Source organism: Virgibacillus pantothenticus (genome assembly GCF_018075365.1).
GTDB lineage: Bacteria > Bacillota > Bacilli > Bacillales > Amphibacillaceae > Virgibacillus > Virgibacillus pantothenticus.
Map to the genome: position 1 here is coordinate 1,576,814 of NZ_CP073011.1, position 20,552 is coordinate 1,597,365.

Sequence of the window (20,552 nt, forward strand, 5' to 3'; positions counted from 1 at the left end):
AGATGGAGTGTTTTGGATGGAACAAATAAAACAAATGGCTGAGCATGAAAGCTATATTCGAGGCGAACTCCTTCATTTGATTTTTCAAAATGAGGCGGAGCATTTTTCGATTGCCAAAATTAAAGTGTTGGATACAAACGAAGCCTTTGAGGATAAAACGATTGTAATTAAGGGTTATTTTTTTAATCTGCAGCCGGAAACAAGCTATTATTTCTATGGCATATTTGACAAGCATCCACGATTTGGCACTCAATATAAAGTGACTTCTTACAAAACATTTATTCCTGATACGAAAGAAGGATTAATTGCTTATTTATCCAGTGATCTATTTTATGGTATTGGCAAAAAAACAGCTACCAAAATTGTTCAGCAACTAGGTGAAAATGCAATTTCAAAAATTATTGATGATCCAGAAGCTTTATATACTGTTCCAGGGATAAAAGAGAAAGCGGCGGATCAATTACGCGCTACTATACAAGAAAATCAAGGGTTTGAACATGTTGCTGTTTATTTAGCTCAATATAATATTGGTTTAAAAATGGCTCAAAAGATCTATCAACATTATAAAGATGAAGCTATTCAGTTATTAGAAGCAGATCCGTACCAATTTGTGTTTGATATTGAAGGGTTTGGTTTTCGGACTGCTGATGAAATTGCTAGACAAATGGGTTTGCCGGCTACACATCCTACTCGAGTGGGAGCAGGTTGTATCTATGTACTGCAAAGTTCTGTTCAAGATGGTCATGTTTATTTACCTATGGATTTTTGTATTACATCTATTTGTGCGCTTTTAAATACAGAAGAATTAACAGAGTCAATGATTATTGATAAATTAAAAGCTTTAAATAAAGATAAAAAAGTAATTGTCCAAGATGGAAATGTTTATTTACCATCGCTTTACTATGCTGAGGATGGGTTTAGTTCGCAGTTAAAGCGGATTTTACAAAAGCCGATCGAGCACCAAACTCCCATGGCTGAACTTATGAAGATTATAGGTGATATTGAAGAGGAAGAAATATTATCCTATGGTAAAGAGCAATTCACTGCAATTAACCAAGCCATCCATGCAAAAGTCATGATTCTTACAGGTGGACCAGGAACAGGAAAAACAACGGTTATTAAAGGCATTCTAAAGGCATACGCCACAATCCATGAATTAGCGCTTCGTCCAGAGGATTACAATCATAAAGATGACTTTCCATTTATTCTAACTGCACCAACTGGTAGAGCTGCGAAGCGATTAAATGAATCGACAGGGCTTCCCGCAATGACGGTCCACCGATTATTGGGATGGGATGGAAATCAAAGCTTTGAAAAGAATGAACATGAGCCACTTAGTGGGAAGTTTATTATTATTGATGAATTTTCAATGGTAGATATTTGGTTAGCTAACCACCTGTTTAAAGCTATTCCTGATGACATGCAAGTGCTGATTGTTGGCGATGAGGATCAATTGCCGTCTGTCGGTCCTGGTCAGGTCTTATCTGATTTATTAAGTACTGATCGGATTCCTTACGTTCGGCTGACAGAAGTATATCGGCAAAAAGAAGGCTCGAAAATTATTCAACTTGCACATGAAATAAAAAAGGATGAACCAGTGAATTTACAAAAGGATCATGATTTTAATTTCATTCATTGTAACGAGATACAAATGGTTGATGTGATTACTAAAATATTTAAAAAAGCAGTGGAGAAGGGGATTGAGCCAAAGGATATTCAAGTTCTTGCACCAATGTATCGTTCGGAAGCGGGGATTACAAAACTCAATCAAGAGCTCCAAAAAATAATTAATCCAAAAACAGAACAAAAAAGAGAAGTTAGGACTGCTGAAGCTATCTTTCGAACCGGTGACAAGGTAATTCAGCTTGTCAATCAGCCTGAAGATGGCGTTTATAATGGAGATATTGGAGAAGTTGTAGCTATTTTTCGTGAGGAAGAGAATATCGAACAAGAAGAACAACTTGTCATTGCTTTCGAAGACCGTGAAGTAGTTTATGAACGGAAAGATTATCGTAATATTATGCTTGCATATTGTATTTCCATTCATAAATCGCAAGGAAGCGAATTTCCGATTGTCATTATGCCAGTTGTTCGAGCATATCAACGAATGCTAAGGAAAAACTTATTATATACAGCTATAACTAGAAGTAAGCAATCGTTGATTATCTGCGGTGATCAAGAATCATTTTTGTACGGTGTTGCTACAAAGCATAAAAATCAGCGGTATACAACATTGACGCAGCACTTAGTTGAAAAGCTGGGTGAAGAACAGGACCAGGACGGACAAAATTCAACCGTTCTTGAAATCGAGGACGCTAATCTTTCGCCGTATGATTTTATGTAAGAACGTATATTTTTAGTGAAAATGGGTTAGCATGATGATAACTAAAACTCAAGTGAAAAAAAGAAGGAGTATTGACATCATGCGATGCCCGAATTGTCAGGGGAAAGATATTGGTAAAATTGGTAGCCGGCAATATTATTGCTGGACATGTTTTGTGGAAATGACGTTAGATAATAATACATTACTTTTACATCAAGTGGAAGCAGATGGGTCATTAAGCTCACTCAATGATCTATTCAATGAGGAAGAAAGAAGCTTGTATGGAAATGGATAACATAGTGTTTGCAGCTTCTCTTTGGAGGGTGGTAAGCTATGTTTAAAAATGGACAAAGCTTAAACTTCCTCTATTTCCTATTAATTGGCATACTACTATTCCTGTTTTTCTATTTAATGGTTAAACTATTTCCGGTTTATAAAGCGGTATTTTCCTTATTATGGCATGTATCTGCGCCCTTTCTTATCTCCTGTTTAATTGCCTATTTACTATACCCCATTGTACAGATGATTCATCAATATCGTATCCCTAAAGGGGTAGCAATTTTAATCATTTATCTGCTCTTTTTTGGTTTAACTGCATATTTTATTTATCGTATATACCCAATGGTCGTCGTTCAGGTGAGAGATTTAAATGAACAGTTTCCGCAATTGATGAATATGTATGAAAAAACAATTTATCAGATGTATGAATATACATCCTTTTTACCAGAAAATGTACATGATAAGTTTGATCAATTGCTGATGCGAATCGAAAATGCATTAGATCGATTATTAGAACGATTGATGAATGGATTTACCAAAGTGTTTGATTTCATCATACTCTTAACTGTTATTCCTGTACTCGTTTTTTACTTTTTGAAAGACTATGACAAAATAAAAGCAGTTGGTAAACGTTTGATTCCAGTAAAGTATCGAACAACCGCCAGTCAAATTTGGCATGCAATTGATGAGAATTTAGGGAATTATATACGCGGTCAATTTATCGTTTGTGCGTTTGTAGGTCTTACTTCATTTATCGTTTTTAAATTCTTATTGCAACTTGAGTTTGCATTAATATTAGCAATTCTAATGGCAATCACAAACCTAATCCCTTATTTCGGACCGATTATTGGAGCGGTACCAGCAGTGGCAATTGGTTTTACTGTCTCCGGTAAACTCGTCATTTTTGTCATTCTGTCTGTATTTGCGATTCAATTGGTCGAAAGTAATCTCCTGTCCCCTTATATTGTGGGTAAAAGCATAAATATCCACCCGGCAGCGATTATTTTTGCATTACTGTTAGGCGGGCAATTATTTGGAGTTATTGGGATGGTTATTGCGGTTCCGTTAATGACCATTCTAAAAGTTATCGTGAAACATCTGCTAATATGGAAGGAATATTATTCTAAATCCAAACAGCCAAAAGATTCTGCTCCATCTTAATTGACATTAATATACGCATTATTCTATAATAGCGCATAACAAGGTTATAATTTAAAAGCGTTGAAGGTTCTGAGTACATGATACGTGCTTTTGTAGAGAAGGGATTCCTTAGGCTGTAAGAAACCCTAAAGTTCACATCATGGAAAGCTGTTCTGGAGTGCGGTTCATTCCCGCCGGTTTGTATACCGTTATCAACTACAAGTGATGAATACAACTGTATTCATAATAAGGGTGGTACCGCGATCAATCTCGTCCCTGCAATTGCAGAGAGGGGATTTTTTTATTCTATTAACAATCGAATTTTAAAAGCGCAACAGAATGGAGTCATTCTGGCAACCTTCTTTAAACGATTCACTGTTGTGTCTACATAGTACTGTTTTCCAGAACTGAACTTATAAACCGAATTTTTTCATAAATATAGGAGGAAAAGCAAATGAAGCAACTGACGTCAGCAGAAGTAAGGCAAATGTTTCTAGATTTTTTTAAGGAAAAGGGCCATCGAGTCGAGCCGAGCGCATCACTTGTACCAAAAGATGATCCGACACTATTATGGATTAATAGCGGTGTCGCTACATTAAAAAAATATTTTGATGGAAGGGTCATTCCAGAAAATCCAAGAATTGTAAATGCTCAAAAATCAATCCGAACAAACGATATTGAGAATGTAGGTTTTACAGCACGTCATCATACGTTCTTTGAAATGCTTGGAAATTTTTCCATCGGCGATTATTTTAAGCAAGAAGCAATCGAGTGGGCATGGGAATTTCTAACGAGCGAGCATTGGATTGGATTTGAAGCAGACCGTTTATCGGTTACTGTGCATCCTGAAGACGATGAAGCTTATGATATTTGGCTGCATACTATTGGCTTGCCAAAAGAGCGGATTATCCGTTTAGAAGAAAACTTTTGGGATATCGGAGAAGGACCAAGTGGACCAAACACAGAAATATTTTACGATCGTGGCGAAAAATATGGCAATAATCCAAACGATCCAGAGCTTTATCCTGGAGGAGAAAATGACCGGTACCTAGAAATATGGAACCTTGTATTCTCGCAATTTAACCATAATCCCGATGATACGTATACACCTCTACCTAAAAAAAATATTGATACTGGTTTAGGTCTTGAAAGAATGGTATCTGTCATTCAAGATGTTCCAACCAACTTTGAAACGGATCTATTTATGCCGATTATAAAGAAGACGGAAACGTTAGCTTCTGTTAAGTATGGGGACAGTTCATCAACGGATACTGCGTTTAAAGTAATTGCAGATCATATTCGTACCGTTAGCTTTGCCATTGGTGATGGTGCGGTTCCGTCTAATGAGGGGAGGGGCTATGTTCTCCGTCGTTTAATTCGTAGAGCGGTTCGCTTTGCTAAAGAGATTGGCATTGAAAAGCCATTTATGTATGAACTTGTGGATGTAGTAGCTGACATTATGCAGGATTTTTATGTTCAAGTGGTGGAAAAGAAAGATTTTATTAGAAATATGGTTAAGGCAGAGGAGGAAAAATTTCATGAAACATTGCATGATGGATTGGATATTTTAACAACTATCATGAGCCGTGAAAAACAACGGGGAAGCTCGATTTTTCCTGGTTATGAAGTGTTTCGCTTATATGATACGTATGGATTTCCTAAGGAGCTAACCGAAGAATACGTCCAAGCACAAGGATTTTCTATTGATGAAGCTGGTTTTCAAGCAGAAATGGATAAGCAACGAGAACGAGCACGAAAAGCGCGACAAAAAGTAGATTCCATGCAGGTACAAGGAGGTGCGATAGCAGAAATTGATGTAGCAAGTGAATTTGTGGGTTATACAAATACGGAGCAAGATACGACTGTTGCAGCAATCATAAAAGATGAGCAGCAAGTGAAACAAGCAAACGCAGGAGAAGAAGTGTATCTGTTTCTACATCAAACCCCGTTCTATGCAGAAAGTGGTGGACAAATTGCCGACCAAGGAACCATCCATACGGAGTATGCGGTTGGACAAGTAAAAGATGTACAAAAATCACCGAAAGGGCAGCATGTGCACCGTGTTCGAATTGAAAAGGGCAGTATTTCAGTAGGAGAAATGGTTACGGCAACAGTTGATGTAGCCAAAAGATCGTTTGTTGTCAAGAATCATACGGCGACACATTTATTACATCAAGCATTAAAGGATGTCATTGGAGAGCATGTTAATCAGGCTGGTTCGTTAGTAGCTCCAGAACGGTTACGCTTTGATTTTTCCCATTATCAAGCTGTATCCAAACAAGAATTAGCGCAAATCGAACGACAGGTAAATGAAAAAATATGGCAAGCTATTCCATTACAGATTAAAACCGAAAAATTGGAAGAAGCGAAAAAAATGGGAGCAACTGCCCTTTTTGGTGAAAAATATGGCGATATCGTTCGTGTTGTGCAAATTGGCGATTATAGTATTGAATTATGTGGCGGTTGCCATGTTGTAAACACATCTGAAATCGGCTTGTTTAAAATTGTTACAGAGAGCGGAATAGGGGCTGGCACAAGAAGAATTGAAGCTGTGACGAGTAAACAGGCATATGAATTTATAACAGGCAAATTAGGGTTACTACAACAAGCATCACAATTAGTCAAAGCAAAAGACGAGGCTGTGCCCGAAAAAATTGAGGCACTGTATCATGAGATAAAACAACTACAAAAAGAAACGGAATCCTTGCAAGCAAAATTAGCAAACAAGGAAACAGCTACTATGCTTGAAGAAGTTAAAACGATAGACGGAGTTCAAGTTTTAGCTAAAAAAGTAGAAGTGCAAGATATGAATCAATTACGGAATATGGTAGATGAATTAAAGCAGAAACTTGATTCAGGTATGATTCTATTAGCGATGGAAAATAATAATAAAGTGCAATTAGCAGCAGGTGTTTCCAAGGACTTAATTGAGCAAGGTTACCACGCTGGACATCTGATTAAGAAAGCAGCACAGGCTTGTGGCGGAGGTGGCGGAGGTCGACCTGACATGGCACAAGCTGGCGGAAAAGACCCATCTAAAATAGCGGAAGCATTACATGTAGCAAAGCTTTACATCGAAGAGAAACGAAACCATTAAATTGTGGTTACAGATATAAAAAAGATATAATTCATCGTTTAAACATGTTACTATAATACAAGAAGCATATCGGATAATTTCGTATTCCTAGATAATGATTCCAAAATCGAGGTGTCATAATGAGTTCAATTGACAAAACTATGAAATTTAATTTTTCGGAAGAACCTTTTGATGAGGATATTAAAGAAATACTTTTTAAAGTGCATGGAGCTCTACAAGAAAAGGGATATAATCCAATAAACCAAATTGTTGGTTATTTGCTATCCGGAGACCCTGCCTATATCCCAAGATATAACGATGCGCGCAATTTAATTCGAAAAATTGAGCGTGATGAGGTTATTGAAGAGCTGGTTAAATTTTATTTAGAGCAGCAGCAGGCGGACAAATGAAAATAATGGGATTGGATGTAGGGTCCAAAACAATTGGTGTTGCTGTTAGTGATGCTTTAGGTTGGACCGCGCAGGGTATTACTACTATTAAGTGGAATGAAAATGATTTAACTTCTGCTGATAAAGCTTTAATAAAAATCATAACCGAGCATGAAGTGGGGAAAGCTATTGTCGGGTTACCGAAAAATATGAATGGAACGATTGGTGAGCGTGGTGAAGCGTCGATCACTTTTGCAAAACATATTGAAAGAAAGTTTAACATCCCCACAGAGCTTTGGGATGAGCGTTTAACAACGATGGCTGCTGAAAGGGTATTGTTAGAAGCAGATGTCAGCAGAAAAAAGCGCAAGCAAGTCGTTGATAAAATGGCTGCTGTCATGATTTTACAAGGTTATCTTGACCAAAAATAAAGGAGTGGAACAATGGCACTAGAAGAAAAAGAACGGATTATTATTCCTGATGAGAACGGGGAAGAGCATCTTTTTGAGGTTTTGTTTACATTTGATGTGGATGAAATGAACCAATCGTATATTGCTGTAACCCCTGTTGAACAGTCTGAGGAAGAAGAAGTGGAAGTATACGCATTTCGATATGAGGAAAAGGATGAGGACGATTTATCTCTGTTCCCAATTGAATCAGATGAAGAATGGGAAATCGTTGAAGAAATGTTAAACACCTTAGCAGAACAGGAAAATGAAGCGTAATAAGAAAGTAAAAATTTACAAGCTAATGTCATATTTAGACGTTAGCTTTTTTCTTTTTTTATAAAAATAATGGCATCCATTAGCAAGTTTTAGTATAATATAGCGGATGAGGAGGGAAGATAGATGTCCAAGCAGAAAAATAGTAGCAAATTTAGGGACAACCTCATGGCCCGCAGTGAAGAAGCCAAAACTGTTCGCAAAATTGTAGCGATCATTGTTATTACGCTACTGATTATATTAGTAATTGGAGTTATTTCAGGTTACTTATATGTTAAATCTGCTTTAGAGCCAGTTAATCCCGATAGTAATGAAGAAATTAAAGTAACGATACCAATCGGTTCCTCATCTTCTAATATTGCAAATATATTGGAAGAGAATGGTGTGATTAAGAATGCTCTTGTATTTCGCTTTTACATTAAATTTAACAATGATTCGAATTTCCAGGCCGGAGACTATACATTTAGCCCTTCGATGGAATTAAGTGAGGTTGTCGATTCATTAAAAAGTGGTAAGTTAATGGCAGAGCCTGTACATACCGTTACCATACCTGAAGGAAAAACAATCGATGAATTAGCAGAAATATATGCAAAGCAATTGCCTTTTACAAAAGAAGAGTTTCTTAAAAAAGTAAACGATCCGGACTATATTCATACATTGATGGAGCGTTATCCTTCCATATTGTCAGAGGATATATTAAATCCAGAGATACGCACACCACTAGAAGGTTATCTGTTTGCTGCTACGTATGAATTTTTTGAAGAAAAACCGAGTGTTGAGACAGTTGTCGATGAAATGATGAAAAAGACCGAAAGCGTACTATCCAAATATTTGGATGAAATCAAACAAAAAGATTATACTGTCCATGAAGCTGTAACATTTGCTTCTGTTATTGAAAAAGAATCTGGTGCAAAAGATCAACGCAAGAAAATTGCCGGGGTATTTGCCAATCGTCTTGAAGAGGGGATGAAGCTCCAAACTGATCCTACTGTATTATATGCACAAGGAAAGCATAAAAAACGTGTCATTTATGAAGATTTAGAAATTGAATCTCCTTACAATACGTATTATGTAGAAGGGCTCCCTGTCGGTCCAATTGGGAATTTCTCAGAGAACTCCCTAGTAGCTGCGCTTGAACCTGAAGAGTCAGACTATCTATATTTCTTGCACGATAAAAATGGGAACATATATTATGCAGAAACATTGGAACAGCATAATAAGAATAAGCAAAAACATATCAATTAAATCCAACCTTTTTTATCCCCCGATCTATTTGAGAGGGGGATTACTCCAGTTTACAGAATATGAAGGGGATCATGATGAAAGACAATAGTATGGATTACTTAGTAAATATGATACCAAAACGAACTTCTTCTATAGACCTAATTGAGCAGGGGGCGAAAAAAGACCGCGTGCCCATTATGGAGCCAGTGAGCATGCACTTTGTCCAACAGATAATTCGATTAAAACAACCTAAACGGATATTAGAGATTGGTACAGCTATCGGATACTCCGCTCTAAGAATGCTTGAAGCTGCACCTGATGCAGAGATTGTTACCATGGAAAGAGACGTGCAAAGATATCAAGAAGCAATTCAGAATATACGTACTCATGGTGCTGAAAAACAGATAAAAATCCTATTGGGAGATGCTTTGGAAATGCTAAAAAACTTGCAAAACGAAGCATTATTTGATGTAATATTCATCGACGCTGCCAAAAGCCAGTATCGTCGTTTTTTCGAACTTGTTACCCCTTTATTAGCAAATGAAGGCATCATCATTACAGATAATGTTTTATTTCGTGGATATGTCGAAAAGCCACATATAGCTCCATCCAGATATAAGAAAATGGTGGAAAAGATAAATGATTATAATCATTGGCTCATGCAACATCCATTATTTACAACGTCTATAGTGCCTATAGGGGACGGAATAGCGATTAGCATGAAACATAGTTAGAAGGGAGTAACCAATCGATGCATAACCAACCAGTAGTGATTGGCGTAGCAGGAGGAAGTGGAAGTGGAAAAACCTCTGTGACACGATCTATTTGCCAGCGCTTTTCAGACCAAACCATTTTAGTTATTGAACAAGATTATTATTATAAAGATCAAAGTCATCTCCCTTTTGAAGAACGTCTAAATACGAATTATGATCATCCCTTAGCTTTTGACAATGAATTGCTTGTTAAGCATTTAAATGATTTATTAGAAGGTCAGCAAATAAACAAACCTGTTTATGATTATAAGCTTCACACACGCTCACAAGAGGTGATCCATGTAGAGCCTAAAGATGTGATCATTCTTGAAGGGATATTAATTCTTGAAGATCCGCGGCTGCGTAATTTAATGGATATTAAAGTTTTTGTGGATACAGATGCTGATTTACGGATTATCCGTAGACTGATGAGAGATATTAAAGAACGCGGAAGAACACTGGATTCTGTTATTGAACAATATGTTCATAAAGTAAGACCATCCCATTTGCAATTTATCGAGCCGAGTAAGCGGTATGCTGATATTATTATCCCTGAAGGTGGTCAAAACCATGTTGCTATTGACATCATGGCAACAAAAATCGAAAATATACTTCTTAAACATAAATAATAAATTTCAATAAAAGTATTGAAAAATCATTTGAATTCTGCCATAGTAATGTTTAGTATATTTTAAGAAAATGGAGCGCTTACATTCGAGCCCCTGTTAGTATGTGTTCAAAAATAAAAGGTTAATGAAAATAAATAATAATCTATCATGTAGCGAATGTTTCGCAGTGAGGTACAAAAGCAGAACCATGAATTTGAACATATTCTAAAGATGATACATGCCAAGTAAAATTGGTATGGCAGTGATATATTGAAGTAAGAAGAAGGAGTGTTTAAAATGGCTGTAGAAAAAAGTTATTATATGACACAAGAGGGGAAAGAAAAATTAGAACAAGAATTGCATTATTTAAAAACAGAACGACGTCAAGAAGTTGTTGAACGAATAAAAGTAGCTCGAGACTTCGGGGATCTTTCCGAAAACTCTGAGTATGATGCTGCCAAAGACGAGCAGGCTTTTGTTGAGTCTCGCATTGCGCAAGTGGAAAAAATGATTCGTAATGCAGTAATTATAGAAAATGATGACCAAAACCCAAATATGGTTTCTTTGGGTAAATCTGTAACTTTTCAGGAGCTTCCTGATGGGGATAAAGAAACATACACAATTGTTGGAAGTGCAGAAGCAGATCCATTTGAAGGTAAAATATCTAATGATTCACCAATGGCACAAAGCTTAATCGGTCAAGAAGTCGGCTCAGAAGTGTCTGTAACGACACCTGGTGGCGAAATTTATGTTAAAATAATCGACGTGAAATAAGATGGTTAAAAAGATAGTGAGCTCATGTTCACTATCTTTTTTTGCGAATGAAAAGCCTTGTTGTACCAGTAATGGTTAAAAGCATGTAAAAATACTCCGTGCAGCTGAAGAAGATTTTACAAGAGGTATTGATATAACCTAAGATAATATCTATGTGGTCAGGATCGTTCTTTAAGTTACAGAATGAAGTCTTTTAATGGGGACCAAGGAAAACTACTTACCAAAATTTTTGCTTTGATAGGTCTAAGGAGGTTAAATGAGGGCAATTACGTGGAAAAGCTATATGGATCGGGTTTTCATTTTTACAGAGAGGTTTTTCTAAACAACAAGATACTTTCATTACATGGATAGTTGTATTTTGCAAAATAATTGTTATACACTTAGCATATAAATTTTTATAGTAAATATGATATGATAGTAGGGTAATTATAGGAGGGCAGAAGTAATGAGTGATTTTGATAGAGTTTCCCGAGTAGATAAATTTGAAAAACGAAGAAAAAATACAAAATCTATATCAATTTTACTTGTTGTAGGTGCAGTTTTACTTATTATCCTGCTAGGGTTTTGGTTGTTTGGGGACGATGAGGATGCAGCAAAAGATGACAGCCAGGAACCTAATGCACAAACGGAAGCAGATGAAAAAGTATCAGATGCTGAAGATGGAGAAAATGAGGATCAGTTTACCAGAATCGAAGAAAATGATGACAAAGACAAATCATCGGAAAAAGAATTAGAAACAGATGAAAAACACTCTTCAGATAAAGAGCAATCAGGCTCTGAAGGAAATGCTGCGGTTGAAACTGAACAAGTAGAGCCTTCGAATGATAATGTCTTAAAAGCTTATACGGCCGATTGGAAGCCAATTGGAACAGAACAAGAAGGTCCGCATACCACAAATTATGATGAAGGTTCACAAGATAGAAAAGAAATAGCAACAGCGGCTGCGGAGGTTACCGGTTTGGATGAGAGCAGCATGGTTACACATTGGGTAGGAAACGGCGGAGACCAGCAAAGAGTAGAAGCGACTATTTCTAATAAAGATAATTCACAAATTTATCGTGTTTATTTAACGTGGGTAGATGAGCAAGGATGGAAGCCAACAAAAGTAGAGCAACTAAAGCAAGTAATTATTAACTAACTGGATAAATATGGAGGCAGGAGGCATCTGTATGACAATAGGAATAATTGGAGCAATGGATGAAGAAGTTGCTCTATTAAAGGATTCAATGCATGAAAAAAAAGAGCTAGAAGTAGCCAATTGTTTATTTGTACAAGGAGTGCTGGGTGATAAGGAAGTTGTCTTACTGAAATCAGGCATTGGGAAAGTGAATGCTGCCATGGCAACTACCATTCTACATGAACGTTTTGCTCCGGAATACATTATTAATACTGGCTCTGCTGGAGGATTTGCCAAGGATTTAGAAGTGGGTGATGTTGTTATTTCTACGCAAGTTGTTCATCATGATGTAGATGCAACTGCGTTTGACTATGCTTATGGCCAAGTACCTCAAATGCCTGCGATGTATGATGCTGATGTGAATTTGGTTGCAAAAGTAGCAAGTGTTATGAACGAACTTGGTATACAATATAAAAAGGGGATTATTGCGACAGGCGATTCATTTATGGCTGACCCTGAACGTGTGCAATTTGTTCGTAACAAATTTCCAACGATGATTGCTGCAGAAATGGAAGCAGCAGCGATTGCGCAAGTATGTTATCAATATGGTACCCCTTTTGTTATCATCCGAGCGCTATCGGATATTGCGGGGAAAGAGGCTTCCGTTTCATTCGACTCATTTTTAAAAACCGCTGCAACGAACGCTGCAACTATGATTATGAAGTTTATCCAAGTAAATTAAAAGGTCTAATGTAATAGAAGATTTTCTATTACGTTAGCTATAGTTAGCACATATTATGTATTTATATATCCATGAATTACCTACTTATGAACCTAGTAATTTATGTTAGGATAGGGATAGGAAAATAGGAGGTAATACGAATCATGGATGATAAACAAAAAGAATTACAATATAAATATACAGATTACCAGCGTTTTATCGGTGTACTGCTTATTTTGTCCATGTATTTATTTCTGGGTGCCATCATTAATACGTACTTACGTCCATCAGAAGATGGAGTGGCTCTAATCGGTTTAACACTCGTTGCTTTAAGCGTTGGTTTTTGGCTTCATTATCAACAACGTAGGATAAAAAAACTTTTAGATAAACGCTAATGCAGATTCGCTTAGCGTTTTTAATTGTTTTCATAGAAATAAGGAAATGGTATTTGATATGCAAAGTGGTGTAAGACGCTCCCGCAAAAGCCTGAGTTAATACAAACTGATAAGTGGGGGAAAACGGCACGTAATTGCCTATTCGTTGGGTTGCACAACATGTCGAAACAGTAACCGTACACATAGGAAATTTTTTTCGTTTTCAATGGAATTGGATGTTTTATCCTTTTAGGTGGGAGATGGTAGAAAAAACCTATTGATTAAAAGTTCACTTGTTTTATGAATGAAAAAAGCCGTTTCTCTTAAAAATGGAGAAACGGCTTAACTACACCTGTGAAAAAAGTTGCAATTTGTACCTTAACCGCTATAAATATTTTTTATTAATGCTATTGCTGTTCAAATAGACGCAATAGAATCAGATTAAATAGATAACAGCATATTCCGTTAATCATTGATACGCAAATTATACTTATCGTCCAAAATGAAATATTTAAAAGTCCCACATCCAAATAACTTGGTTTCAATAGAATTGTAACCAGACTTAGCACAATACCACCGACAAAAAAGTAAACCATATGAATGAAAAATATCCCTTTTTTTCGCAACTTTAATCGAGGCAGAAAGGATTTTAAATAAAAGAATAGTACGATGTCTAAAGCAATAAGCAGACCAACCAACCACAAAAACCCAATTGGTGGCGGTTTATCAGCACCTGCAAGAAAAATTAATAGCCATATAAAGAAAAAGCTTATTAAATTAATGGCAATTATCTTCTTTTTAATTAGGTCATTCATAAAAAGTCACCTATATTCAGTGTTTATAACGAAAGCTAATTTAAATGAGGAAATAAAATAAATGGAAAAGATAGTATATCGGCTACCCTTTTCATTGCAATTCACAAGGACGAAGTGTGGTAATATCGAACTACAAAATCTCCTATTGCTTTTTCTTATAACCATATAATGCCGTGCATTGAAAGCTATACCTGTATTCTACCAAATAAACGAAAAAGTTGATATAAAACAAAAACCACTATACGCATGTTTATTTTATACCTTATTTAGTTATACCAGCAACTAGTAATCATACTAGGTTATTTGATGTTAATTGTTGTTTACAAGTGTGTTGTTATAAAGCGTTGAGTCTTCCTATATTCTCTTTTTTTAGATGTTTTTCATGAAGCAGTTCTTTCTAGTAAAACTTAGTTAAACGACTAGTCCAAACGGGCAAGTCGTTTTTTTAATATCTTTTATTAAGGAGGGATTATATGAAGCAAGCTATTGTAAGGTTAGTAGTATTGGCAATATTACTTGTAAACCAAGCATTGATAACAATGGGGTGGAACCCAATACCGTTTTCGGAAGAAGAAATTTATCAAGGTGTGTCGGCGATAGTAACTGTAGTTATAGCTGTATGGGCTTGGTGGAAAGACAATCCTGTTACTAAAAAAGCCCAGCAAAATGAACAATTTTTGAAAGATAAAGGAATGAAATAATATGTTTAAAATAAAAGCTCAATATTCAATTGAACGCCGGTATATTACTAATAAAAATGCAAGACCTAGACTGAAAAATCTAGGTGTGCAGTTTCTAGTTGCACACGAAACAGCTAACAATAATGCAAATGCTGATGCGCACTATAATTATTTTCAAAGCGTAACATCTGAAGCATCTGCTCATACGTTTATTGATGATACAAAGATTTTAGAAATCATTCCACTCCATGAAAAGGCATGGCACGTTCAATATAGAACGCCAAAAGATAATCAGTTGTATGGTGACGACGCAAATGATATTGCAATTGGGATAGAGCTTTGTCGTACTGGAGATTTTAACAAAGCTTATGATCGTTATGTTTGGTACCATGCTTATTTATGTAAAAAGTTTGGACTGAATCCTAAAAAAGATATTGTGGCCCATAAAACGTTAGATCCTAGTCGTAGAACTGATCCACAAAGTTGGTTAGAGCCTAACGGCGTTTCATGGGCTGAATTTATTGCAGACGTTTATGAATACTACCTGAAATGGAGCGCTGACAGCGGACAAGCACCTAGACCCTCTAAGCCTTCTAAACCACAAGGCGTAAGAGTTGTAGGCACTGATCTAAAAGGAAAGCGTGTGGAAAACACTTATCATACTGATGTAAACTATTATGATAGCCCAAGGTGGGACAATCCAAGTGGTACTTTTAAACCTGGCCATGGTTGGGCTATAGATAATAAGCTTTTGGTAAACGGGTCGCCAATGTACCGAGTGAAAAACAGCAAAGGTGATATATATTATATTACTGCCCATCCTAGGTTTGTTAGCGTTGAAAATGATAGCACAGCTGCTAAACCATCCGACAATAGATCTTTTAGTGTTGGCGAGAAAGTGTATTTGAGTAAGTCGGCTGACCGTTATGTGACTGGAGAAAAAATACCTCAAAGAAAAAAAGGGAAAACTTACACTGTGCAACAGGTAGAGTCTAGTAAAGTACTGCTTAAAGAGATATACTCATGGGTACACAAATCGGATGTAGCTGTTAAGTCCAGTAGTTCCAGTATGACAAAATTATTTAATATCGGACAGCGTGTCAAACTAAAATCATCCGCAACTAATTACGTAACTGGTGAGCGCATACCGTCGAGATATAAAAATAAGCCATACACTATTCAACAGGTAGATGACGATCGTGTGTTGCTTAAACAACTTTATTCATGGGTGTATAAGGATGATGTAAAATAAATAAAAAGTATTGAACAAACAACTCAAACCAAAAAGAAGTAATCTGTAAATTGTAAGATGTCGGAACACTCCTGTTTTAAATGTTTAATGTAGTACAAAAAAGCCTAATAGGAGATAACCATATCGTTTGTTTCTGCAGGATGTTAATGTGAACACAGTAGGCTTTGCAGCTTGACCAGGACAAGAATAACTACAATCGACAAATCACGTACCCAGAAAAGTGTTTTTCTTTTTCGAGGTTAATCTGAGACAAAGGATGGTTAAAAAATATTATCCATCCTTTACTCTAACTAAAGTGCGTAATTATTTGATTGCTGTCCGCTGTTTGTTTGGCTTTGTGAGTTAGACGTTAATGGTTGCGTACCCTGGTTATTTGTGAGGTTATTTAAAGGCTGCATTAATTGTTGGACCTGTGAATTATTCATTGCATTAGAAATATTTTGTTGCCACTGTTGAAATGTTCCATTTCGTATTCCTCTTGTAACGCCATAAATAACCGCTCCAGCTGCGCCTATTGTCAATAATGAAGTCATCATATTTCTATTGTTGTTCATTAGAATCACCATCCTTTTTATTTTGCATTATTTTTTTAGTAAGTTAAACAGTATTAGGATTGTTTATTTCGATAATTTTATGCTGAAACAATTTTCCATTTTGCTACTTTGTATTAGTATAAATTAAAAAATTGGTAATGCTAATTGTAAAATATAGAAAGGAGAATGAAGATGAAATCAAAAAGATATCATTTAGGGCTTCTGGCTGCTGTTTTATCTTTTGGATTCTTATTTGGATGTAATGGTGTTGATGGAGATGAACCAGACCCAACAGAAGAACCATCAGAACAACAACAAGAGAACAATAATGAAGATAATCAATAGAGCACAAGTGAACGGTAGTGTACCTATATAGTAGTCAATTTTTAGAGGACGCACAGTCTTTCATGTTACTGTTAGTAATTAGACTAATGAATTGTCTAAGTAGGTTGTGGAATTAACAGAGGTTTCCTGTGCTGGTTATTATAAGTGGTTGAAGCGCAAAGGGACGAATGAACAAAACAGAAGGGTGTTGTTTTAAAGCAGAGTGTTTAATAATAAAATCTAATTTATAAATTGAGCGCGCTTAAGTCTTCCAAACAATAAATCATGTCCCTACAACAAATCCACTTTCGCTCTGTCTTCTTGTTATAGAGAATGATATTAATGCATTTACGTGCATGAAAGAAAGTTAAAAAGGATGTTTCGCTTCACGATCCAATTGGTCAAGATAAAGAAGGAAATGAGATTAGACTGATTGATATTTTAGAAGCAGAAAACCAGAATATAATTGAATTTATTCAGTTAAATATGGAGATCGAAAAGATGGAAGATTACTTTGCAATTTTAGATAAGAGTGAGCGTGAAGTAATTGTTTATCGGTATGGTTTAAACGATGAAAAAGAATTAACGCAACGAGAAATTGCCAAAAAATTAAACATATCAAGAAGTTACGTTTCCCGAATTGAAAAACGAGCTTTAATGAAAGTATTTCATGAATATTACAGAAAAGAACATAGAAGGTAAAAAGAAAAAGGAGCTTAGGTTGCTGTTTAGCTCCTTTTTTCATTTGGAATAAAAATAATGGCTCTATCCTAAATGTTGGGGTTCCACACAATTTGACATAGATCCAAAATAATAAATACTAATAAATTAAGTTACCACACGGGTCAGGTTTTCCATATGGTTGATTATCACCACCAATTACTTTTTCGTATGGCTGTCATTTCTCGTGATTGTTTTGGCGTGTAACTCCATACGTAGGTTTATTTTTATGCTGCAACTCTATTCCATTTTGCCGATCCGTTTAATATCCAAATTTACATTATAGCTTATTTCGTTTTTTTACGATGTAAACGAATTAAGGGATTTTTGGTATATTATTACTATGTTACTAAAGCTAAAATCACAGCTTTGTCAAAAAATTAAACTTATCCACTGTCTACTTCAAACGTAGACGTGATCAATTGGTTTAAACTTTAATCCGCAAATTCCGCATTGCATATAAAATCACACTCTTTAATATTCATTCGTCATATAATGCAAAACCCTTACCCAATAATCGAAATGAGTTTTGGAAAGTCGGTATTTCAATATTTTTCCACAAGCAATTCCATATATTCCGTAATTTTAGTATAATGCACTAAAGGGGTTACATTGAAATGATTACCAATGGGGATGGGAGGAGATGTTCATTAAGGCGCTTTATGTAAGCGACCTTCATAGCTATATTGACAAAACCATATCGCAGCTGGAACAAGTACATACACAAGTAAATAACATCCAGAAAAGCATAGAGGGCATTATAGCTTTGGAGGATGCGTTTAAAGGGAAAACGGCTCATTCTATTCGAACCTTCTATCAAGAGGTGCACATGCCGTTTCTGTTGTTCCTAGAAGGTTTTATTACGAATTACTCCAATACTTTACAGGAAATGAAAAAGTCGGTTCAAGACATGGAACCAAACAAAGATGGGGTTATTCGTGAGGATTTTCTTTCTCAAGATGTGCAACGAAGTTTTGAGCGAATGGAACAGATTACCATGGCGTTAACGGATGAGGCAAATGCCGTTCTTCACTCGGTTAAAGATATTGTTAACATTTGCGATATAGACGATGGGGAATTCCTAGATAAAGTACAGCATGCGAAAAAGATGAACCGTCAGACGATAGAGAAGCTCCACGCTTTTGACCTCCACAATACAGCTAAGCTAGAACCCATTCACCAAGATATTCGCATGATGAAGAATTATATTAGTCAAATCCGTGAGTTAGGAAACAATGGGAAGATACGTATTGGTAGTTACCAAGCCAGACAGCTAGACGATCAAAAGTTCCATAAAGCACTTATACGCGGTATTAAGACAAAAGCTGCGAGAAACGCTCTTGAATTAGAGGTTATACTTGGTGAGGCTGGCAAGTTTCTATTATCCCAGCACTTACCAGCAGCAAAAATGTTAATCAGCTATTTACAGAAACGCTTTGACTCGAAAACGATGGATTATAGCTACCGAGCTATACATGCAGCTACGGCAGCATCAGGTGACCGTTTAACTACAGGAGAATTTTCTACCATTGAGCACCAAGTGGTTTCTAAAGTAAAGATCTCGGATTATAAGAAAGAATGGCATGGTGTATACTATACGCTAATTGACGGCAGAAAAGTCCGTGAGTTTAAAGAATCTGATGGTTCCGTGACGTACGAATTGGTATCATCAATTCCAGATGATCGGAGGCAAAATGCATTTCAAAAGTCTGCTCAAGCGTTTCAAGAGATAGGTTCGGATGTATTAAAAGCAGCAGAGGATAGAAATGAAGCTAAATTCGACTCTTTTTATGATTTCGGAAATTATATTACTTTTGGTGCATTGAATACGGGACAGGACTTTTCAAAAGGTCTTCAGGTCCGGGCAGAAAATATGTTGAATACACCAAAAGACTTTGTTAACTGGCTTACTGTTGGTGGAGTAGACATGATGCATGGGACAATAAGTCCTGAAGAAACGTATTCCAAAGAACATTGGTTATCTAGTTTTGGTTTGTTTTCAACGGTTGTTGGTACAAAGTCGTTCCTTTCTAAGCCAAAATCTGGTAGTAAGTTTGCGGACCAAAACGACGTTGGAGAAGTAATTTCTAAAAATAATACGTATACAAGGTCCTCTCTAAAAATTCCTACGATGTTGAATATAAAGGAATGGATGAGAACTAAAATACCTAAAGTCAATGTAGTTAGTGATACGACAGGCAGCTATCACTATACAGTGAGTAAGGGAAGTAGTGATTTAAAAAAGAATAACAACAATCTTAAAATCGAAAAAGGCATCTATAAGGCTAACCCTAATGATAATGGGTACCAACAGCATACAGTTGAGAGGGTTAAGGGTACGGGTAAATATAATACGGGAACGATAAAACACATTTATCATGGTGAAATTAATAGACGCGGGAAAGCGGTTGGATATCATCATGAAAGTATGATGGGTGGAAAGATTATTCCTGGAACCGAGAAAGCACCTGATAAAAATGGGGTTTATGAAGCCAAAGTTGAAATTGATGGAAAGAGAAAAGTAGCCAAATCTAGTTTCTTTCCGAGGGAATGGAATCGTGTAGATGTGTTAAAAGCTATTGATGAAGCCTATCAAAATAAAAAACAGATAGGTTCTAATAAGTATATAGGTGACACTTCATCAGGAATTAAAATAGAAATGTTCTTGAATAAGGACGGTTCAATAGCTACAGCCTATCCTTTATATCGTAAATAGCATAGAAGGTGAT

19 protein-coding genes and 2 pseudogenes are annotated in these 20,552 nt (G+C 36.2%); 19 read left to right on the forward strand and 2 right to left on the reverse strand.

Going from position 1 to position 20,552, the window contains the following annotated elements; all coding sequences use genetic code 11:
• Nucleotides 1-16: 16 nt before the first annotated feature.
• The 14 genes from recD2 to KBP50_RS07470 all read left to right on the forward strand — a co-directional run bounded on the left by recD2 (nt 17) and on the right by KBP50_RS07470 (nt 13,520).
• Nucleotides 17-2,344, forward strand: a complete 2,328-nt coding sequence (recD2, locus tag KBP50_RS07405) for an SF1B family DNA helicase RecD2 (RefSeq protein ID WP_050353161.1) — start codon at nt 17-19, stop codon at nt 2,342-2,344.
• A 79-nt stretch (nt 2,345-2,423) separates the two neighbouring features.
• Nucleotides 2,424-2,618 carry a hypothetical protein gene (locus KBP50_RS07410; protein WP_170875266.1) on the forward strand — a complete coding sequence of 65 codons (195 nt, stop codon included), beginning with the start codon at nt 2,424-2,426 and terminating at the stop codon, nt 2,616-2,618.
• 38 nt (nt 2,619-2,656) lie between these two features.
• Nucleotides 2,657-3,763, forward strand: a complete 1,107-nt coding sequence (locus KBP50_RS07415) for an AI-2E family transporter (RefSeq protein WP_050353160.1) — start codon at nt 2,657-2,659, stop codon at nt 3,761-3,763.
• Nucleotides 3,764-4,196: 433 nt separating this feature from the next.
• On the forward strand, nt 4,197-6,839 hold the full coding sequence (alaS, locus tag KBP50_RS07420) for an alanine--tRNA ligase (RefSeq protein WP_050353159.1): 2,643 nt from the start codon (nt 4,197-4,199) through the stop codon (nt 6,837-6,839).
• 119 nt (nt 6,840-6,958) lie between these two features.
• Entirely contained in the window at nt 6,959-7,228 is a 270-nt protein-coding gene (locus tag KBP50_RS07425; RefSeq protein WP_050353158.1) for an IreB family regulatory phosphoprotein, read from the forward strand.
• On the forward strand, nt 7,225-7,638 hold the full coding sequence (gene ruvX / locus KBP50_RS07430) for a Holliday junction resolvase RuvX (protein WP_050353157.1): 414 nt from the start codon (nt 7,225-7,227) through the stop codon (nt 7,636-7,638). The genes KBP50_RS07425 and ruvX overlap by 4 nt, the downstream gene beginning before the upstream one ends.
• A 12-nt stretch (nt 7,639-7,650) precedes the next feature.
• Nucleotides 7,651-7,932, forward strand: coding sequence for a DUF1292 domain-containing protein (locus tag KBP50_RS07435; RefSeq protein WP_050353156.1), 282 nt, complete (start codon nt 7,651-7,653; stop codon nt 7,930-7,932).
• 123 nt (nt 7,933-8,055) lie between these two features.
• A complete protein-coding gene (gene mltG / locus KBP50_RS07440) occupies nt 8,056-9,174 on the forward strand; it encodes an endolytic transglycosylase MltG (RefSeq protein ID WP_050353155.1) in 1,119 nt (372 codons plus the stop codon).
• Between the two features lie 89 nt (nt 9,175-9,263).
• On the forward strand, nt 9,264-9,887 hold the full coding sequence (locus KBP50_RS07445; RefSeq protein ID WP_232231292.1) for an O-methyltransferase: 624 nt from the start codon (nt 9,264-9,266) through the stop codon (nt 9,885-9,887).
• A 17-nt stretch (nt 9,888-9,904) separates the two neighbouring features.
• On the forward strand, nt 9,905-10,534 hold the full coding sequence (udk, locus tag KBP50_RS07450; protein ID WP_050353154.1) for a uridine kinase: 630 nt from the start codon (nt 9,905-9,907) through the stop codon (nt 10,532-10,534).
• A 276-nt stretch (nt 10,535-10,810) separates the two neighbouring features.
• Nucleotides 10,811-11,287, forward strand: coding sequence for a transcription elongation factor GreA (greA, locus tag KBP50_RS07455; protein WP_050353153.1), 477 nt, complete (start codon nt 10,811-10,813; stop codon nt 11,285-11,287).
• 445 nt (nt 11,288-11,732) lie between these two features.
• The gene (locus KBP50_RS07460; RefSeq protein WP_050353152.1) at nt 11,733-12,425 is read left to right on the forward strand and encodes a YrrS family protein; all 693 of its coding nucleotides are present in this window, start codon (nt 11,733-11,735) and stop codon (nt 12,423-12,425) included.
• A 31-nt stretch (nt 12,426-12,456) separates the two neighbouring features.
• Entirely contained in the window at nt 12,457-13,146 is a 690-nt protein-coding gene (mtnN, locus tag KBP50_RS07465) for a 5'-methylthioadenosine/S-adenosylhomocysteine nucleosidase (protein ID WP_050353151.1), read from the forward strand.
• Nucleotides 13,147-13,289: 143 nt separating this feature from the next.
• Nucleotides 13,290-13,520, forward strand: a complete 231-nt coding sequence (locus tag KBP50_RS07470) for a YrhC family protein (protein WP_050353150.1) — start codon at nt 13,290-13,292, stop codon at nt 13,518-13,520.
• 386 nt (nt 13,521-13,906) lie between these two features.
• On the opposite strand, the gene KBP50_RS07475 is transcribed toward KBP50_RS07470, so the two are convergent.
• Entirely contained in the window at nt 13,907-14,314 is a 408-nt protein-coding gene (locus tag KBP50_RS07475; RefSeq protein WP_050353149.1) for a hypothetical protein, read from the reverse strand.
• A gap of 473 nt (nt 14,315-14,787) precedes the next feature.
• On the opposite strand from KBP50_RS07475, the gene KBP50_RS07480 reads away from it, so the two are divergent.
• Together KBP50_RS07480 and KBP50_RS22085 are read left to right on the forward strand one after the other, a co-directional pair.
• Nucleotides 14,788-15,015: a phage holin gene (locus KBP50_RS07480; RefSeq protein ID WP_050353148.1), complete on the forward strand. Its 228-nt coding sequence runs from the start codon at nt 14,788-14,790 to the stop codon at nt 15,013-15,015.
• 1 nt (nt 15,016) lies between these two features.
• Nucleotides 15,017-15,547 (forward strand): annotated as a pseudogene (locus KBP50_RS22085) (peptidoglycan recognition protein family protein); the annotation flags it as partial.
• A gap of 989 nt (nt 15,548-16,536) precedes the next feature.
• Here the strand turns inward: KBP50_RS22085 and KBP50_RS07490 are convergent.
• Nucleotides 16,537-16,800, reverse strand: a complete 264-nt coding sequence (locus KBP50_RS07490; RefSeq protein ID WP_050353147.1) for a hypothetical protein — start codon at nt 16,798-16,800, stop codon at nt 16,537-16,539.
• A 171-nt stretch (nt 16,801-16,971) separates the two neighbouring features.
• Here KBP50_RS07490 and KBP50_RS07495 point away from each other — a divergent pair, with 171 nt between their 5' ends.
• From KBP50_RS07495 to KBP50_RS07505, 3 genes and pseudogenes are all read left to right on the forward strand, one after another.
• A complete protein-coding gene (locus KBP50_RS07495; protein ID WP_169770805.1) occupies nt 16,972-17,124 on the forward strand; it encodes a hypothetical protein in 153 nt (50 codons plus the stop codon).
• Between the two features lie 315 nt (nt 17,125-17,439).
• A pseudogene (locus tag KBP50_RS07500) lies at nt 17,440-17,805 on the forward strand (sigma-70 family RNA polymerase sigma factor); the annotation flags it as partial.
• A gap of 661 nt (nt 17,806-18,466) precedes the next feature.
• Nucleotides 18,467-20,539 (forward strand): T7SS effector LXG polymorphic toxin, encoded by a 2,073-nt coding sequence (locus KBP50_RS07505; RefSeq protein WP_050353146.1) that lies wholly within the window; start codon nt 18,467-18,469, stop codon nt 20,537-20,539.
• Nucleotides 20,540-20,552: the final 13 nt, after the last annotated feature.

Excerpts from the sequence above, each read along its gene's own strand:
- KBP50_RS07435 (WP_050353156.1), top strand. The coding sequence starts at position 7,651 with ATGGCACTAGAAGAAAAAGAACGGATTATTATTCCTGATGAGAACGGG.
- KBP50_RS07505 (WP_050353146.1), top strand. The coding sequence starts at position 18,467 with ATGTTCATTAAGGCGCTTTATGTAAGCGACCTTCATAGCTATATTGAC.
- mltG (WP_050353155.1), top strand. The coding sequence starts at position 8,056 with ATGTCCAAGCAGAAAAATAGTAGCAAATTTAGGGACAACCTCATGGCC.
- KBP50_RS07410 (WP_170875266.1), top strand. The coding sequence starts at position 2,424 with ATGCGATGCCCGAATTGTCAGGGGAAAGATATTGGTAAAATTGGTAGC.
- KBP50_RS07460 (WP_050353152.1), top strand. The coding sequence starts at position 11,733 with ATGAGTGATTTTGATAGAGTTTCCCGAGTAGATAAATTTGAAAAACGA.
- greA (WP_050353153.1), top strand. The coding sequence starts at position 10,811 with ATGGCTGTAGAAAAAAGTTATTATATGACACAAGAGGGGAAAGAAAAA.
- KBP50_RS07445 (WP_232231292.1), top strand. The coding sequence starts at position 9,264 with ATGGATTACTTAGTAAATATGATACCAAAACGAACTTCTTCTATAGAC.
- KBP50_RS07480 (WP_050353148.1), top strand. The coding sequence starts at position 14,788 with ATGAAGCAAGCTATTGTAAGGTTAGTAGTATTGGCAATATTACTTGTA.
- KBP50_RS07475 (WP_050353149.1), bottom strand. The coding sequence starts at position 14,314 with ATGAATGACCTAATTAAAAAGAAGATAATTGCCATTAATTTAATAAGC.
- alaS (WP_050353159.1), top strand. The coding sequence starts at position 4,197 with ATGAAGCAACTGACGTCAGCAGAAGTAAGGCAAATGTTTCTAGATTTT.
- KBP50_RS07490 (WP_050353147.1), bottom strand. The coding sequence starts at position 16,800 with ATGAACAACAATAGAAATATGATGACTTCATTATTGACAATAGGCGCA.
- recD2 (WP_050353161.1), top strand. The coding sequence starts at position 17 with ATGGAACAAATAAAACAAATGGCTGAGCATGAAAGCTATATTCGAGGC.
- KBP50_RS07470 (WP_050353150.1), top strand. The coding sequence starts at position 13,290 with ATGGATGATAAACAAAAAGAATTACAATATAAATATACAGATTACCAG.
- KBP50_RS07425 (WP_050353158.1), top strand. The coding sequence starts at position 6,959 with ATGAGTTCAATTGACAAAACTATGAAATTTAATTTTTCGGAAGAACCT.
- ruvX (WP_050353157.1), top strand. The coding sequence starts at position 7,225 with ATGAAAATAATGGGATTGGATGTAGGGTCCAAAACAATTGGTGTTGCT.
- mtnN (WP_050353151.1), top strand. The coding sequence starts at position 12,457 with ATGACAATAGGAATAATTGGAGCAATGGATGAAGAAGTTGCTCTATTA.
- KBP50_RS07415 (WP_050353160.1), top strand. The coding sequence starts at position 2,657 with ATGTTTAAAAATGGACAAAGCTTAAACTTCCTCTATTTCCTATTAATT.
- KBP50_RS07495 (WP_169770805.1), top strand. The coding sequence starts at position 16,972 with ATGAAATCAAAAAGATATCATTTAGGGCTTCTGGCTGCTGTTTTATCT.
- udk (WP_050353154.1), top strand. The coding sequence starts at position 9,905 with ATGCATAACCAACCAGTAGTGATTGGCGTAGCAGGAGGAAGTGGAAGT.